This is a genomic window from Cupriavidus sp. C1SS-2L (genome assembly GCF_057073735.1).
In genome coordinates, this window is the sequence record NZ_CP172708.1 from 636,392 (window position 1) to 650,422 (window position 14,031).

Annotated in this window: 17 protein-coding genes; 5 read left to right on the forward strand and 12 right to left on the reverse strand. The window is 64.9% G+C overall.

Features of this window, described 5'->3' with window-relative positions:
* Positions 1–16: 16 nt before the first annotated feature.
* Entirely contained in the window at positions 17–1,042 is a 1,026-nt protein-coding gene (locus ACIGJG_RS02960) for a bile acid:sodium symporter family protein (RefSeq protein ID WP_011296773.1), read from the reverse strand.
* A gap of 81 nt (positions 1,043–1,123) precedes the next feature.
* Between ACIGJG_RS02960 and ACIGJG_RS02965 the strand changes: the two genes are divergently transcribed.
* Positions 1,124–2,038 (forward strand): LysR family transcriptional regulator, encoded by a 915-nt coding sequence (locus ACIGJG_RS02965; protein ID WP_011296774.1) that lies wholly within the window; start codon positions 1,124–1,126, stop codon positions 2,036–2,038.
* Positions 2,039–2,053: 15 nt separating this feature from the next.
* On the opposite strand, the gene ACIGJG_RS02970 is transcribed toward ACIGJG_RS02965, so the two are convergent.
* Positions 2,054–2,839 (reverse strand): class I SAM-dependent methyltransferase, encoded by a 786-nt coding sequence (locus ACIGJG_RS02970; protein ID WP_140950564.1) that lies wholly within the window; start codon positions 2,837–2,839, stop codon positions 2,054–2,056.
* A gap of 137 nt (positions 2,840–2,976) precedes the next feature.
* Here ACIGJG_RS02970 and ACIGJG_RS02975 point away from each other — a divergent pair, with 137 nt between their 5' ends.
* Positions 2,977–3,819: an MmyB family transcriptional regulator gene (locus ACIGJG_RS02975; RefSeq protein WP_011296776.1), complete on the forward strand. Its 843-nt coding sequence runs from the start codon at positions 2,977–2,979 to the stop codon at positions 3,817–3,819.
* A 27-nt stretch (positions 3,820–3,846) separates the two neighbouring features.
* On the opposite strand, the gene ACIGJG_RS02980 is transcribed toward ACIGJG_RS02975, so the two are convergent.
* Together ACIGJG_RS02980 and adk are read right to left on the reverse strand one after the other, a co-directional pair.
* Positions 3,847–4,605, reverse strand: coding sequence for a 3-hydroxyacyl-CoA dehydrogenase (locus tag ACIGJG_RS02980; protein ID WP_011296777.1), 759 nt, complete (start codon positions 4,603–4,605; stop codon positions 3,847–3,849).
* 170 nt (positions 4,606–4,775) lie between these two features.
* The gene (gene adk, locus ACIGJG_RS02985) at positions 4,776–5,441 is read right to left on the reverse strand and encodes an adenylate kinase (RefSeq protein ID WP_011296778.1); all 666 of its coding nucleotides are present in this window, start codon (positions 5,439–5,441) and stop codon (positions 4,776–4,778) included.
* An 89-nt stretch (positions 5,442–5,530) separates the two neighbouring features.
* On the opposite strand from adk, the gene ACIGJG_RS02990 reads away from it, so the two are divergent.
* Positions 5,531–5,719, forward strand: a complete 189-nt coding sequence (locus tag ACIGJG_RS02990) for a hypothetical protein (protein WP_140950565.1) — start codon at positions 5,531–5,533, stop codon at positions 5,717–5,719.
* 70 nt (positions 5,720–5,789) lie between these two features.
* On the opposite strand, the gene kdsB is transcribed toward ACIGJG_RS02990, so the two are convergent.
* The 5 genes from kdsB to ACIGJG_RS03015 all read right to left on the reverse strand — a co-directional run bounded on the left by kdsB (position 5,790) and on the right by ACIGJG_RS03015 (position 9,095).
* On the reverse strand, positions 5,790–6,599 hold the full coding sequence (kdsB, locus tag ACIGJG_RS02995; RefSeq protein ID WP_011296779.1) for a 3-deoxy-manno-octulosonate cytidylyltransferase: 810 nt from the start codon (positions 6,597–6,599) through the stop codon (positions 5,790–5,792).
* 10 nt (positions 6,600–6,609) lie between these two features.
* On the reverse strand, positions 6,610–6,813 hold the full coding sequence (locus ACIGJG_RS03000) for a Trm112 family protein (protein WP_011296780.1): 204 nt from the start codon (positions 6,811–6,813) through the stop codon (positions 6,610–6,612).
* Complete coding sequence (gene lpxK / locus ACIGJG_RS03005) at positions 6,794–7,894, reverse strand: tetraacyldisaccharide 4'-kinase (protein WP_011296781.1); 1,101 nt, start codon at positions 7,892–7,894, stop codon at positions 6,794–6,796. The genes ACIGJG_RS03000 and lpxK overlap by 20 nt, the downstream gene beginning before the upstream one ends.
* Before the next feature lie 122 nt (positions 7,895–8,016).
* Positions 8,017–8,448 carry an ExbD/TolR family protein gene (locus ACIGJG_RS03010; RefSeq protein ID WP_011296782.1) on the reverse strand — a complete coding sequence of 144 codons (432 nt, stop codon included), beginning with the start codon at positions 8,446–8,448 and terminating at the stop codon, positions 8,017–8,019.
* A gap of 26 nt (positions 8,449–8,474) precedes the next feature.
* Positions 8,475–9,095, reverse strand: coding sequence for a MotA/TolQ/ExbB proton channel family protein (locus ACIGJG_RS03015; RefSeq protein WP_041679824.1), 621 nt, complete (start codon positions 9,093–9,095; stop codon positions 8,475–8,477).
* Between the two features lie 1,042 nt (positions 9,096–10,137).
* Here ACIGJG_RS03015 and xseA point away from each other — a divergent pair.
* Together xseA and sodB are read left to right on the forward strand one after the other, a co-directional pair.
* Complete coding sequence (gene xseA, locus ACIGJG_RS03020; protein WP_483672731.1) at positions 10,138–11,523, forward strand: exodeoxyribonuclease VII large subunit; 1,386 nt, start codon at positions 10,138–10,140, stop codon at positions 11,521–11,523.
* Between the two features lie 131 nt (positions 11,524–11,654).
* Positions 11,655–12,236 carry a superoxide dismutase [Fe] gene (gene sodB / locus ACIGJG_RS03025; RefSeq protein ID WP_211954553.1) on the forward strand — a complete coding sequence of 194 codons (582 nt, stop codon included), beginning with the start codon at positions 11,655–11,657 and terminating at the stop codon, positions 12,234–12,236.
* Between the two features lie 456 nt (positions 12,237–12,692).
* Here sodB and ACIGJG_RS03030 read toward each other — a convergent pair whose 3' ends face one another.
* The 3 genes from ACIGJG_RS03030 to ACIGJG_RS03040 all read right to left on the reverse strand — a co-directional run bounded on the left by ACIGJG_RS03030 (position 12,693) and on the right by ACIGJG_RS03040 (position 14,029).
* Positions 12,693–12,977 (reverse strand): hypothetical protein, encoded by a 285-nt coding sequence (locus ACIGJG_RS03030; protein ID WP_011296787.1) that lies wholly within the window; start codon positions 12,975–12,977, stop codon positions 12,693–12,695.
* A gap of 130 nt (positions 12,978–13,107) precedes the next feature.
* Positions 13,108–13,431: a hypothetical protein gene (locus ACIGJG_RS03035; RefSeq protein WP_011296788.1), complete on the reverse strand. Its 324-nt coding sequence runs from the start codon at positions 13,429–13,431 to the stop codon at positions 13,108–13,110.
* A 364-nt stretch (positions 13,432–13,795) separates the two neighbouring features.
* Positions 13,796–14,029, reverse strand: coding sequence for a hypothetical protein (locus ACIGJG_RS03040; protein ID WP_041679485.1), 234 nt, complete (start codon positions 14,027–14,029; stop codon positions 13,796–13,798).
* Positions 14,030–14,031: the final 2 nt, after the last annotated feature.

Genomic DNA, 14,031 nt, shown 5'->3' on the forward strand with positions numbered 1-14,031 from the left:
ATGCGAATGCCAGGTTTCAGGCCCGCGCCGCAGCCCGATCCTCCACCAGCGCATCACGATTCGCATACCGTGCCGCAATCACCGAACACACAATCAGCTGCAACTGGTGATAGACCATCAGCGGCAACACCAACAGCCCCAGCGCGGGATGCCCGGCGAACAGAATGTTGGCCATCGGGATGCCGTTGGCCAGGCTCTTCTTGGAGCCGCAGAAGACTGCGGTAATTTCGTCTTCGACGCTGAAATGCAGCCGGCGCGCGACAAAGGTGGTCGTGCCAAGCACGACAAACAGCAGCACGGCGGCCAGCGCCATCACTGCGGCAATGGTCTGCCACTGGTAGTGGTGCCACAGGCCTTCGGCGGTCGCGTCGCAGAACGACGAGTAGACGATCAGCACGATCACGCCGCGGTCGATCTTGTTGGTGATGTGCTTTTTCTTCGCCAGCCAGCTACCGATCAGCGGGCGCAGCAACTGGCCCAGCGCGAACGGCAGCAGCAGTTGCAGCGCCACGCCCATGAGCGCCTTGCCGAGCGGCATGGAAGCGCCGCTCGCGCTGATGACCAGACCCATCAGCAGCGGCGTGACGGCCATGCCGATCAGGCCCGAGATGGTGGCGTTGAAGATGGCGCCCGGCACGTTGCCGCGTGCCATCGACGTCATGGCGACTGACGATGAAACGGTCGACGGCAGCGCGCACAGGTAGAACACGCCCAGCAGCAGGTCCGCCGGCAGTGTGTTGCGAAGCGACAGCATCAGCAGCAAGCCCACCACCGGGAACACGACGTACGTGAAGACCTGCACGAATACATGCAGGCGCCAGTGCCTGGCCCCGGACACGAGCTTGTCGCGCGACAACGCTGCGCCATGCAAGAAAAACACGAGCGCCACGCCGAGGCTGGTGATGGTGCCGAGATGCAGCGGACCGCGGCTGCTGCCGAACTCAGGGGCGAGCAACGCGATGCCGATGGCGGTCAGCATGATCAGGACGAAGCCGTCGATCAGGTCGTAGAGTTTCTTGAGCTTGGTAAACATGCTGGACATCTAAGGGTTTAGCCTAGTATTGGACGCTACCCGGGTCTAGAATGCAAATTCATTTATCGCATTCATTTATCTCGTCGTTGCATGAATTACACACTCCGTCAGTTGCGGGTGTTCCTCGCAGTCGCGGAAACGGGTGGTTTCAGCCGGGCCGCGGATGCCGTTGGCCTGACCCAGTCAGCCATCAGCCGCGGCGTGGCGGAGCTGGAAGAGTCCCTTGGCGTGCGGCTGTTGGACCGGACCACGCGCGAGGTGGTGCTAACCCATGCCGGCCAGGCGCTGGCTCCGGCACTGGAACGTCTTCTGGGGCAGCTGGACGATACGCTTGAAGATACGCGTGAGCTCGGCGAGCACTATCGCGGACGCGTTGTGATAGCCGGTGCCCCGACGATTTCGGCGCGGCTGATGCCGATGTACGTGGCCGCATGCGCCGCGCAGTACCCCGAGATCCGCCTGACCGTGCGCGACAACGTGCAGGCCGATGGCATCGAGCAAGTGCGTGCTGGCGGCGTGGATTTTGGCGTGCTGATCGACCCGCTCGTGCACGACGGGCTCACTATCGAGCCGCTGGTGACGGATCCGTTCTGCTTCGTGTGCCGGCGCGACCATCCGCTCGCGCAGGAGAAAACGGTCCCCTGGTCCGCACTGGACGGCATGCGGCTGGTGCTGCTGGACTTTGCCTCGGGCAGCCGGCCGCTGATCGATCGCGTGTTCGGACGGCACGGCATCGTGCCGCGCGTGGTGCAGGAACTGGGCCACTCGGCCAGCGTGTTCGGCATGGTGGAGGCGGGCATCGGCGCATCGGTATTGCCGACGTACTCGCTGCCGTTGCCGGCGGCGTCGCCTCTGGTCTGGCGGCCGCTGGTGCCGCGCGAAGAGCGGCGCATCGTCATGGTCCGGCGCGAGGACCGTTCGCTGTCGCCTGCCGCCGAAGCGGTATGGGCGCTGGTCCGCAATCTCACCATCAAGGCGGCCACGCGGGAGCCGGTGGCCGGTTGATCGATCTGCGCAACCTTAGCGTGCCCTGGCTGTGATCATGACCGCTTCCAGATCGAAGCTGCCGTCGGGCTGCACGTGATAGTGCTCGCCGACTTCGGCGGGGGCGAACTGCCACAGATGGCGGATGGCCTCGACCGCGACCGGCGCCGTGCGCATGCGCTTGACCCAGCTATCGAACTCGATGCCGATGCGCCAGACCGGCGAGACATCAATTTCACCGGCCGCAAAGCCCGCAGCTTCGAACATCGCGCGCCATGCCGGGCCCGTGTAGTCGCGCACATGTGATGGATCGCGCAGCAACTCGACTGACTGCAGCCACGTGTCGCGCAGCGGGTCCTCGGCGCCCGCGATGTCGATCAGCACCACCTTGCCGCCCGGCTTGAGCACACGGCGCATCTCGCGCAGCGCGGCCGGCACGCTGCGCCAGTGGTGCGCGCTCATGCGCGACACGACGGCGCAGAACGTGCCATCCGCAAACGGCAGCGTTTCCGCCGCGCCCTGACGCGTGACGATATTGCCGAGTCCGCGATCGCGCGCAGCGCCTGCGACCACATCGAGCATCTCCTGGGACAGGTCATAGGCGGTGACCGTGCCGGCAACAGCCGCTGCAGCGAAGCTCGCATGCCCCGCGCCGCAGCCGAGATCGAGCACGGTGCTCGCCGCGCGCTTGTCCGCCGGGATCAGGTCCGCCAGTTCCCGTTTGAGCTGTTCCAGATCGGCCCCCTGTGCGTGGACGGCGCTGGTGAGGTAGGCGCTGGCGGTGGCGCCGAACTGGGCGGCGACGAGTTCCTGTTGTTGCATGGCTGCTCCTGAACCGGCTTCATGCCGGTCTTCTGATGGATCGGGGAGTTGCCCGCAGAGCGGGTTCGAGCTACTGTAGGCCGACTGTTTTCCCGGTACAAGTTACCGTTTTATCCTGGTATAAGACGCACCACCCTATGGTCCAGTTTGCCTCCGATACAGACCCAATTGTCCAGCCCGATTCTCTGTCCGATGCGGGCGCCGCCGCGCCGGTCACGCGCGAAGCGGTGCTCGGCGCTTTCCTGCGCGCCCACCGCGAGCGGCTGGCGCCGGCAGACGTAGGGCTGCCGCCGGGGCGCCGCCGGCGTACGCCGGGCCTGCGCCGCGAGGAAGTGGCCCAGCTTGCGGGACTGAGCGCCACATGGGTGACGTGGCTGGAGCAGGGGAGACCGGTCGCGCTGTCGGCGCGGGCGCTGGCGAGCCTGGCCGCCGCGCTGCGCCTGTCGCGCGCCGAGCGTGCCTACCTGTTCGAACTGGCCGGGCGGCGCGACCCGCAGCAGGCCGGCGGTGAAGCGGTTCCGGCAGCGGTGATGGCGAGCGTCCATGCCATCCGGGGCCCGGCCTACCTGCTGGATCGTCAGTGGAACGCACTGACGTGGAACGCGGCGGCTGCAGAGTTGTTTATCGGCTGGCTCGACGGGGACAGTCAGGAGCGGAACCTGCTGCGCGCAATGTTCGTGTCGGCACCGCTGCAGGCATTGGTCGAGGACTGGCCGCACCGGGCCGGGCGCCTGGTGGCGGAATTCCGCGCGCACAGCATCCGCCATGCAGACGACGCGCCAATGCGTGCGCTGATCGAAGGATTGATGGCGGAGAGCCCCGCCTTTCGCGCGGCCTGGCTGTCGCAGGACGTGGAAGACCGGGAAGGCGGGCGCCGCGGCTTCCGCCATCCGGCGCTCGGCGCGCTGCAGTTCGAGCAGCTCACGCTGTGGCCGGCGGCGGCGCCGGGTTTGATGCTGGTGATGCTGCTGCCGGCGTGAAGCAGCGGCAGCAGGCAAAGCGGTCCCTTACTTGGGCTGCATCCGGATCGCGCCGTCGAGGCGGATCACTTCGCCGTTGAGCATGGTATTGCCGATGATGGCCTTGGCCAGCTTGGCGTATTCCGCCGGGCGGCCCAGACGCGGGGGGAACGGCACCATCCTGCCGAGAGCGTCCTGCACTTCCTGCGGCATGCCGAGCAGCATCGGCGTTTCGAACAGGCCGGGGGCGATCGTCACGCAGCGCACGCCGTCACGAGACAGGTCGCGCGCAATGGCCAGCGTCATGCCGACCACGCCGCCCTTGGACGCGGCATAGGCGGCCTGTCCGATCTGGCCGTCGAACGCGGCCACCGACGCGGTGTTGATGATCACGCCGCGCTCGCCTTCGGCGTCGGGCGTGTTCTGCACCATCGCCGCAGCGGCCAGGCGAATCATGTTGAAGGTGCCGATCAAATTGACGCGGATGGTCTTGTCGAACGCGTCGAGCGGATGCGGGCCGTTCTTGCCCACGGTCTTGTTGGCCGTGGCGATGCCGGCGCAATTGACCAGCCCGGACACGCGGCCGAGCGCCTGTGCGGCGGCGACCGCCGCCTGGCCGTCGGCTTCCGACGAGACATCGCACTTGACGAAGGTCCCGCCCAACTCCTGCGCGAGCGCGGTGCCCGCAGCCTCGTTCAGGTCGGCGATGACGACCTTGCCGCCAGCCTCGGCCAGCATGCGCGCGGTGCCTTCTCCCAAGCCAGACGCGCCGCCCGTGACGATGAATACATTGTCCTGAATGTCCATTTGCTGTCTCCTCGGTGATCAGTCGCGTGGCGACTGCCGTTTACGTAAACGTCAACTCTGGCGCTATTGTACGGACGGTAGCCTGACTGGCAAGGGGGAAAGCGATAAGGATCCCAGAACGCAAAAAGCGACCCGAAGGTCGCTTTTTGTTGGGCTGCCAGGATCGAGGCTTACTTGAGCGCTTCGAACACGCGGGCAGTGATGCTGTCCACATCGCCCACGCCGGCGATCTTGCGGTACTTCGGCGGGGACACCTTGGCCGTGGCATCGCCCTTGGCGGCCCAGTCCGAGTAATAGTCCACCAGCGGGCGGGTTTGCTGCGAATACACGTCCAGGCGCTTGCGGACGGTGTCTTCCTTGTCGTCGTCGCGCTGGATCAGCGCTTCGCCGGTTTCATCGTCGACGCCTTCCGTTTTGGGCGGGTTGTACTTGACGTGGTAGGTCCGGCCCGAGGCCACGTGCACGCGGCGGCCGCTCATGCGCTCGATGATGGCGTCGAACGGCACGTCGATTTCCAGCACGTAGTCGATCGCCACGCCGGCTTCCTTCATGGCCTCGGCCTGCGGAATGGTGCGCGGGAAGCCATCGAACAGGTAGCCGTTCTTGCAATCGGCGTCCTTAAGACGGTCCTTGACCAAGCCGATAATGATGTCATCCGACACAAGTCCGCCCGCATCCATGACCTTCTTGGCTTCCACGCCAAGCGGTGTACCGGCCTTCACCGCGGCGCGCAGCATGTCGCCCGTGGAGATTTGCGGAATGCCGAACTTCTCGCAGATGAACTTGGCTTGCGTGCCTTTGCCAGCGCCGGGTGCGCCCAACAGGATCAAACGCATTTACGGGTCCTCAGAGTTTTGAATCTTGTGTAGCGGGAGACAAGAAGGAGGGTAACGCCGTAACTTGACGCAGGACTTACTGCGCGCGCATGAATCAGGTCACGCTGTCGGCCGGCGCGGCGCTGCGGGGAACGCGGCGCGGGACACCGGACGGGCTCTATCTGTATCTCCCCACCGAGCTTTGGCCGGCCGGCGCATTCTGGTGCGCCATCCCGACGGCTCTGTATCGGCAAACATTATGCCATGACGCGCAACGAATCCGGCCCGAATTCGGCTGATTCCATGGTTGCATCAGTATGAACCCCAACGCAAAGGCGGCGCGAAGCACTCCGCCGCGTGGCAAAGTGGTCAGGGACCTTCCTGAGCCATACCTTGCGCCCACAGCGCGCGCACGCGTTCGAGATCCGCGGCGGTGTCGACACCGGGGGCCGGTGCGGCCGCCGTTTCCAGCACCGCAATGCGCTCGCCATGCCACATGGCGCGCAGTTGCTCCAGGGCTTCGGTCTGCTCTAGCGGCGCCGCCGCCATGGTAGGGAAGCGGCGCAGGAAGCCGGCACGGTAGGCGTACAGGCCAATATGGCGCAACACCGGCATGGCCGGCAGCGGCACCTGCGCGGCCGAGGCGGGCACCGCCGGCACGCCGGCCCAGTCGTCGCGCGACCACGGAATCGGTGCGCGCGAGAAGTACAGCGCACGTCCGCCGGCATCGCAAACGACCTTGACGACGTTCGGGTTGAAGACTTCAGCCACGTCGTGCAGCGCATGCGCGGCAGTGGCGATCGCACAATCGGCGTGGTGAGCAAGGTGCATTGCCACGTCGTCGATCAGCTGCGGGTCGATCAGCGGCTCGTCGCCCTGTACGTTGACGACGATGGCATCGTCAGGCAGCGCAAGCTGTGCTGCGACTTCGGCCAGCCGGTCCGTGCCCGACGGGTGGTCAGCACGCGTCAGTACCGCGTCGATGCCATGCGCGGCGCACGCTTCGGCGACAGCCGGCGCATCGGTGGCCACCACGGTGCGCTGCGCTGACGACGCGTGCGCACGCTCGGCCACGCGCACGATCATCGGGTGACCACCGATATCGGCCAGCGGCTTGTTCGGCAGCCGCGTGGAAGCCAGCCGCGCCGGAATGACGACAGTGAAGGCCGGGATGCTCATGATGCGCGCCTCACTCCGTCCGCGGCGCGGCCGGGTCGATCACGCGCCCTGGCACCGATTGCCGGGCCTCGTCGGCCAGCATGACGGGAATGCCGTCGCGGATCGGGTAGGCGAGCTTGTCCGCGTGGCAGATCAGTTCCTGCGCGGCGCGGTCGTATTCCAGCTTGCCCTTGCAAAGCGGGCAGACCAGGATTTCAAGCAGCCGGTTGTCCATCTTGGTGTTCCTTGTTGAGGCCCGTGGCGCCGCCCGATGCGGGCGTGCTCTTTGCGGCCGGTACGCGCGCCAGCACGGCGCGTCGGATCTTGTCGATCAGGCCCGCATCGATCACGGGCGTGGTGGGGACGACCCAGATGCGCGGGTCGTCGAATCGCTCGCATTTTACGGCATCCTTCTCGGTGATCAGGATGACGTCGGCGTCGAGCGCGTCAGGGTTGCCGGCGAACGGGTCCTCGGCGAAATCGTAGTGATCGGGCAGCGGCAGGGTCTTCGGACTCAGGCCCGCACCGCGCAGGCTCGCGAAGAACCGTTCGGGGTTGCCGATACCGGCTGCGGCCAGCACGCGGCGCCCGGCAAACGCGCTGACCGGGCGTGCCATGGTCGGATCGTTGAGCTGCCAGGCCTCATCAAGATCCAGCCGCATGCCATAGACATCGGGCCGCTCGGGCGTGGCGCGGAAGTTCGGGTCATTGATCAGCGTGGCGTCGCGCGGGCGTGAAAGCGGCTCGCGCAGCGGACCGGCGGGCAGCATCAGGCCGTTGCCGCCCATGCGCGAATCGAACATGACGATCTCGAAGTCGCGCTGCAGGCGGTAGTGCTGCAGGCCGTCGTCCAGCAGCAGCACGTTGACGCCCGGGTGCGACACCAGCATGGTCTGCGCGCACAGCGCGCGGTCGGGGAATACCCAGACCGGCACGTCGGCGGCGCGCGCAATCAGCAGCGGTTCGTCGCCGACATCCGACGCCTTTGACGTCGGCTTGACTCGGCGCGGATGCTTGAGCGTAACGCCGTAACCGCGCGACACCACCCCCGGACGCAGGCCGGCCTCGGTCAGTGCCTGCGCCAGCGCGATCACTGCCGGCGTCTTGCCGGTACCGCCAACGGTCACATTACCCACGACGATCACCGGCATCGGCAGCCGCGTCGACTTGAACCAGCCATGCAGGTAACCGTAGCGGCGCACGCGCGCGATCAGCCCGAACAGCAGCGAGAACGGCAGCATCAGCCAGGCGAACCAACCCCGGCGTTGCCACTGGGCGGTCACGAAATCGGCGAGGTCATGGCGCGGAGCGGACATGGAAGGGCAGGGGAAGGGTGGTTGGCTGGCCTGGCGGCCGGCCGGACGCGCACATTATGGGCATTGCCCTGCGCACGGGGCAACCCCGGCGCCCTGCCGGCACCGGGTTGGGTCTGGCACGATCAGCGCGGCTGCGCGCTCTGCGTGGCGAAGGTCAGGCGCGACAGGCCGGCCAGCCGCGCCGCTTCCATCACGTTGACCACGGCCTGGTGCGTGGCCTGGGCATCGGCGTTGACGATCACCACCGGCGGCTGGCCGCTCGTGGCCGGACCGGCCGCGGCGCGAAGCTGGTCCGCCAGGCTGGTCACGTCCTTCTGCTCCATCACATGCTTGTTGACGGAATAGACGCCGCGCGAAGACACCGACACCACGATCTCCTGCGGGCGCTGCTGCGCGCGCTCGGCGTCGGCGGTCGGCAGCTGGATTTGCAGCTCGGTGTAGCGCGAGTACGTGGTCGTGATCATGAGGAAGATCAGGATCACGAGCAGCACATCGATGAGCGGAATCAGGTTGATTTCCGGCTCTTCACGCCGCTGTCGGGAACGGAATTGCATGGCGCTTCCTGCGTGGATGCCGGCGCTCAGGCGCGCCGTTGCGGCAGGATGGCGTCGAGGAACGCCGTCGCGCGGAATTCCAGCTCGGCCACGTAGTCGTCGACGCGGCGGCGGAAATAGCGCCAGAAGATCAGCGCCGGAATTGCGACGATCAGGCCGAACGCGGTGTTGTACAAGGCCACCGAGATCCCGTGCGCAAGCTGCTCGGGATTCGCGCCGGTGCCGCCCTGGCTGCCGAAGATCTCGATCATGCCGATCACCGTGCCGAGCAGGCCCATCAGCGGCGCCACCGACGCAATGGTGCCCAGCGCGTTCAGGTAGCGCTCGAGCTCATGGGCAACCGCACGGCCCGCTTCCTCCACGACTTCCTTGGCGGCATCGCGCGACGTATGGGGCTGCAGCACTACGTGACGGAGCCCGGCCGCGAGCACGCGGCCCAGCGGGGAGTTCTGTTCCAGCGTATTGACCACCTCGGGCGTGGCGCGGCGCTGCTGCGCCGCCGACAGCGCCTCTTCGTAGAGGCGCGCGGGAAGCACCTTGCTGCGCTTGAGGGTGAGGAAGCGCTCGACGATCAGTGCCAGCGCGAGAACCGAAGCGAGCAGCAGCGGCCAGATCGGCCAGCCGGCCGCTTGAATGATCGAAAACAATTGGACCCCCGAATCGACAACCAGAGACGACAGAAAACGGACCGGCTTTATATGGCAGCCCTTGGATACGCGCATACCGAGGCACTGCGCGCAGCGGCACTGCTCGAAAAATCAGGCAGCACTCTAACCCGCGCCATGGCGCGCGGCAAGACACTGGCAAACGGTGTCTCGGCGGCGCATCGGTGCGGCCGCGTGCGCTTTCCACAGCGGTGCGGGACAGGATTGTGGATGGATTGTGGAAACCGGCCGGACAAACGCGCTAAGCCATTGATCTGAAACGAAGATGGCAGTGTTGCCTGTTTTTTGTGCAGCCCCCTGTTGGAGGCGGTTATACCGGTCCGGCCGCGTGGTTGCGATCTTTGAAACGGGGTTTACCCCGCTGCTTTCCACAGCAGTGCGGGACAGGAGTGTGGACGGCTTGTGGAAAGCTGCCTGAGAAGCGAGTTAAGTTCTTGATTTCATTAGGCCAAGAAGGTGTTGCGTAAAAAATAAGCAAAGGGTGCTGATCCCAGTAGCACCGATCCTGCGTCGAGCCACCTGGCAATGTCTTTCTTTTTCCACATGCCACAAGGAGAGCATTGTGGACGGGTTGTGGACAACCTATGGAGATCCTGCCTAAGTACTTGATTCGTTTGAAGTACGTGTGCCGTGCTCACAAAATAGGCATTCAGGCGGCATGGGGGCATGAATCGAGGGTGTGGCCCCCGGGATTCTTCTCGGCGATGTCGCGTACCGGGACGCGCGTGTTCAGGCGCCTAAAGCAACACCCGCCAAATGAGTGTGCCGAATCGTCCTCTTTTATCCAGAGTTCCTGTGGATAACTTTGTGAACAAGCCCGCGGGTGAAGCCTGTAAGTGATTGACGCGTAAGGAAATTGGTTACATTGCCTAATTTTTGTTTCGCGCCGAAAAATCAAAAGAATCAACGGGTTGTACGTACTTATGCGGATTTTGGCAGAGGTCGCCGCCATCACGACACCCCTCTTGACATACCCGTTATGCTGTGGACATGTCCTATCCCCGCCGCACCGCGGCTACGACCCATGCCAGAGCCGCAGAACTTTTCGCGTGAAACGCCCTCCATGCCAGCTCGCAATCCGCGCGAAGCGATTCCCGTGGGGGAGCTGAACCATGCGATCGCAACCATGCTGGAGCGGGGCTTTCCTTTGACGTGGGTGCGCGGAGAAATCTCGAACTTCACCCGCGCGGCCAGTGGTCATTGGTATTTCTCGCTGAAAGACGCGCGCGCGCAGATTCGCTGTGTGATGTTCCGCGGGCGTAACCAGCATGTCGACTTCACGCCGCGCGAAGGGGAAGCGGTGGAAGTCCGTGCCGTCGTCACGCTGTACGAGGCGCGTGGCGATCTCCAGCTCGGCGTCGAAGCCATGCGCCGTGCCGGACTTGGCAATCTTTACGAGGCGTTCCTGCGTTTGAAGGAAAAACTGGCGCAGGCCGGACTGTTCGCGCCCGAGCGCAAGCGCCCGGTGCCATCTCACCCGCGCTCGATCGGCATCGTCACATCGCTGCAGGCGGCGGCGCTACGCGACGTGCTGACTACGCTGCGGCGGCGCGCGCCGCACGTGCCGGTCACGGTGTACCCCGTGCCGGTGCAAGGCGCGGGCGCCGCGCAGAAGATTGCCGACATGCTGGACCAGGCCAGCGCGCGGCGCGAGTGCGACGTGATCATCCTGTGCCGCGGTGGCGGCAGCATTGAAGACCTGTGGTCCTTCAACGAAGAAGCGGTAGCGCACGCCATTGCGCGCAGCGCGGTGCCTGTGGTGTCTGGCGTCGGCCACGAAACGGACTTCACCATTGCAGATTTCGTTGCCGACGTGCGCGCGCCGACACCCACGGGCGCGGCCGAACTGGTCAGTCCCGACCGCGGGCACTTGCTAGGCCTGACGCGGCGGGCCGGCGATGCGCTGGTACAGTCGATGCGTCGTGAACTGGACCGGCGTGCGCAGCATCTGGACTGGCTCGCGCGTCGGGTGCGCAGCCCGCAGGCGCAACTGCAGGAGCGGCGTGCGCGCGTCGACAATCTCGCGCGACACTTGCGTTCGGCCTTGCGTGAAACCGTGGTTGCCCAGCGTCACCGACAGCAATTGCTGGCCATACGCTGGACCGCCTGCCGGCCCGATATGGCGGCGGCCAGCGCCGATGTCGCGCGGCTGTCACAGCGGATGCAGGCCGCGGCAACCCGTACGCATGAGCGCCAGACGCAGCGCCTGGCGCGCGTAGCCGGTGCGCTGGAGTTGCTGGCGCCGCAGCGTACGCTGGAGCGCGGCTATGCCGTGCTGCTCGACCAGCGCGGCCGCGCACTGCGTTCGCCCGCGGAACTGCGTGCAGGGAGCGTGGTGGAGGCCCATCTGGCCGACGGCGTGGCGGACATCGCGATTGCCGGCGTACAGGCCAAACTTGGCGGAATCTAAGGGTCGGCCGGCATCGCGCGGACAAACTAACATGACCCTAGGGGGCTTTGCGCCGCGGTTTGCGTGGGTCTTGCAAGTCTCCTACAATCGGCAATTCCTCGACCACAACCCCAACCCACAGAGACAGAACAATGGAACACAAGCTCCCCCCGCTGCCGTACGCGCATGATGCCCTGGCTCCGCACATCTCCAAGGAGACGCTGGAGTTCCACCACGACAAGCATCACCAGACGTACGTCACCAACCTGAACAACCTCATCAAGGGCACCGAGTTCGAAAACGCGACCCTCGAAGAGATCACCAAAAAGTCGTCGGGCGGCATCTTCAACAACGCCGCCCAAGTGTGGAACCACACGTTCTACTGGGAATCGATGAAGCCCAACGGCGGCGGCCAGCCGACCGGCGCGCTGGCTGATGCCATCAACGCCAAGTGGGGTTCGTTCGACAAGTTCAAGGAAGAGTTCACGAAGACCGCGGTTGGCACCTTCGGTTCGGGTTGGGCATGGCTGGTCAAGAAGGCCGATGGCTCGCTGGACCTGGTGTCCACGTCCAACGCCGCCACGCCGCTGACCACCGACGCCAAGCCGCTGCTGACCTGCGACGTGTGGGAACACGCCTACTACATCGACTACCGCAATGCCCGTCCGAAGTACGTCGAGGCATTCTGGAACGTCGTGAACTGGGACTTCGCCGCTCAGAACTTCGCAGGCTGATTCGTTTCAGCGCATACAAGGCCCCGAAATGTTCGGGGCTTTTTTTCGCTTTCGATCGGACCGCCCGTATTGCCGCCCATCAATCGTGGATGTGAATCGGACGGGGCAGAGCCGCAAGCGACTACACTTCAGTTGCGCCTTCGTTGTTCTCAGGGTCTGCCAGCCTGTAGCCGGCACACGACTTCGCCTGGAACCGATGCCGACGCTTTGCGGAGACCGTATGAATGCGACTCACGAGCGTGGCGAAAAGAGGCCGGAGACATCAAGCATCCGTCAAACGCGCAGGCGAATACGGCAGCAACTCGAAATTGTGCGTGAGGCTCGACTTGCCGGTGGCGACGTGGAGCTTGCCCTGTTTGTCCTTGTCGCGATGCGCCGCTCGCAGACCACGCTGAGGTGGGTGCGCGATATCCGGCAGCAGTTCGCGCGGTAGTCTGACGCAGCGCCACTTGGCAATCAAAGGCCAGCGAGCGGCTCGCCTGGCACCAGGCCGTCGATGATGTGCGCGCCGTGCTCGATTGCCGCGCGCTTGGCGGCACCAAGGTCCGACCATTGCGCTTCGGGGACGTGGAACACGCGGCCATTGTCCGCGCCCGGTTGCTCGCCTTCCCGGCAGATCACAACCGAGGCGCTATAGGTCCGGTCCGGCCGGGGTTCGTGCCATGCGCGCGGCGCGTCGAATTTGTAGACCAGGGGATAGATGTCGAAGCCTTTGCTGCTGGCTGCGGGATAGTTGTCCATCGCTGCACCTCCTCCGGGTTGAATAGTCACTGTACGCGCATTTCTTCCACTGGAGAGAACTTTTCACCTGAACTGCCACGCTGGCAGAATCCGCGGTGAAAACACTGCCCCGCGCGAAACCATGCTTGCCTCAGGCAGTACGACGTGGCAATGACGAGCGGATAGCGTTGTGCTGATGCCGCGATGCTGGCGCGCGCATGCGTGCGATCGCGTGTTCGCCGGCACGCCGGGCGGCTTGCCTCGCCTTGTTTTCGGTGCCGTGCGTGGCATGCCGCAACGAGACGTTGGCCACGACGCGTTCAGCGCCGTCCCGGTATTCCGAGATCATATAGTTCGCGAACCATACGCCGGGCTCTTGCTGGATGGGGTACACCGAGACGGTGAACGGATTGGTGTTTGGATTCAAATGATTCAAATTGCTTCCTGTCTGAAAGGCACAAGAGCCGTAAGACAACGTTTGCCGCGCCTATGGGGGCGCGTGCCGGCTATCGGTGCCATTGCTAAAGTCAGTGCCATGTCCTGCGTTTCGACGCAGGCTGCAAAACTGACGTGTGAGTAACCGTGCTTGCGCAAGCCAGCGTGCGAGTACATGCGCGATGGTTGCGGAGCGGACGTGCCGCAGGTCGGGGTCGTGGTTGCAGGCGATGATTGCCGCAAAAGGGCCGGGTGTACGCCCGGCGGGCCGTCGGTGCTCTTCTAATGATGATGTTGCCGACGGCGCATCTGTCGTCGAACTATGTCGACGAGCTCCGATAGTACCACTATCGTGATTTTCTCGCCCGCAACAGGTCCGCAGCCATGTCAATGCGCCCGGCGCATCACTCGCTGCCAGTCCCTTCGTCCGGCACGAGTGCCCAGCCTTTCGGGCCGTTGTCCTTCGCTTCGCGATAGCGCCATATCGCGCCGCACTCCTGGCAGCGGAACGTGCTGATCGTGACCGTGACCGATCCGGGAATCCTGCTGCGCCGGGTGTCGACGATGCGAAGCCCAGGATGTCCCGGGGCGCCAGATGTATCGCGCGTCACGGAAAGACAGTTCTCGCACAGTTGCATGC

Bases quoted from the DNA above. Each gene is read 5' to 3' on its own strand.
- ACIGJG_RS02960 (WP_011296773.1), bottom strand. From the start codon at position 1,042: ATGTCCAGCATGTTTACCAAGCTCAAGAAACTCTACGACCTGATCGAC.
- ACIGJG_RS02965 (WP_011296774.1), top strand. From the start codon at position 1,124: ATGAATTACACACTCCGTCAGTTGCGGGTGTTCCTCGCAGTCGCGGAA.
- ACIGJG_RS02970 (WP_140950564.1), bottom strand. From the start codon at position 2,839: ATGCAACAACAGGAACTCGTCGCCGCCCAGTTCGGCGCCACCGCCAGC.
- ACIGJG_RS02975 (WP_011296776.1), top strand. From the start codon at position 2,977: ATGGTCCAGTTTGCCTCCGATACAGACCCAATTGTCCAGCCCGATTCT.
- ACIGJG_RS02980 (WP_011296777.1), bottom strand. From the start codon at position 4,605: ATGGACATTCAGGACAATGTATTCATCGTCACGGGCGGCGCGTCTGGC.
- adk (WP_011296778.1), bottom strand. From the start codon at position 5,441: ATGCGTTTGATCCTGTTGGGCGCACCCGGCGCTGGCAAAGGCACGCAA.
- ACIGJG_RS02990 (WP_140950565.1), top strand. From the start codon at position 5,531: ATGAATCAGGTCACGCTGTCGGCCGGCGCGGCGCTGCGGGGAACGCGG.
- kdsB (WP_011296779.1), bottom strand. From the start codon at position 6,599: ATGAGCATCCCGGCCTTCACTGTCGTCATTCCGGCGCGGCTGGCTTCC.
- ACIGJG_RS03000 (WP_011296780.1), bottom strand. From the start codon at position 6,813: ATGGACAACCGGCTGCTTGAAATCCTGGTCTGCCCGCTTTGCAAGGGC.
- lpxK (WP_011296781.1), bottom strand. From the start codon at position 7,894: ATGTCCGCTCCGCGCCATGACCTCGCCGATTTCGTGACCGCCCAGTGG.
- ACIGJG_RS03010 (WP_011296782.1), bottom strand. From the start codon at position 8,448: ATGCAATTCCGTTCCCGACAGCGGCGTGAAGAGCCGGAAATCAACCTG.
- xseA (WP_483672731.1), top strand. From the start codon at position 10,138: ATGCCAGAGCCGCAGAACTTTTCGCGTGAAACGCCCTCCATGCCAGCT.
- sodB (WP_211954553.1), top strand. From the start codon at position 11,655: ATGGAACACAAGCTCCCCCCGCTGCCGTACGCGCATGATGCCCTGGCT.
- ACIGJG_RS03030 (WP_011296787.1), bottom strand. From the start codon at position 12,977: ATGGACAACTATCCCGCAGCCAGCAGCAAAGGCTTCGACATCTATCCC.
- ACIGJG_RS03040 (WP_041679485.1), bottom strand. From the start codon at position 14,029: ATGCAACTGTGCGAGAACTGTCTTTCCGTGACGCGCGATACATCTGGC.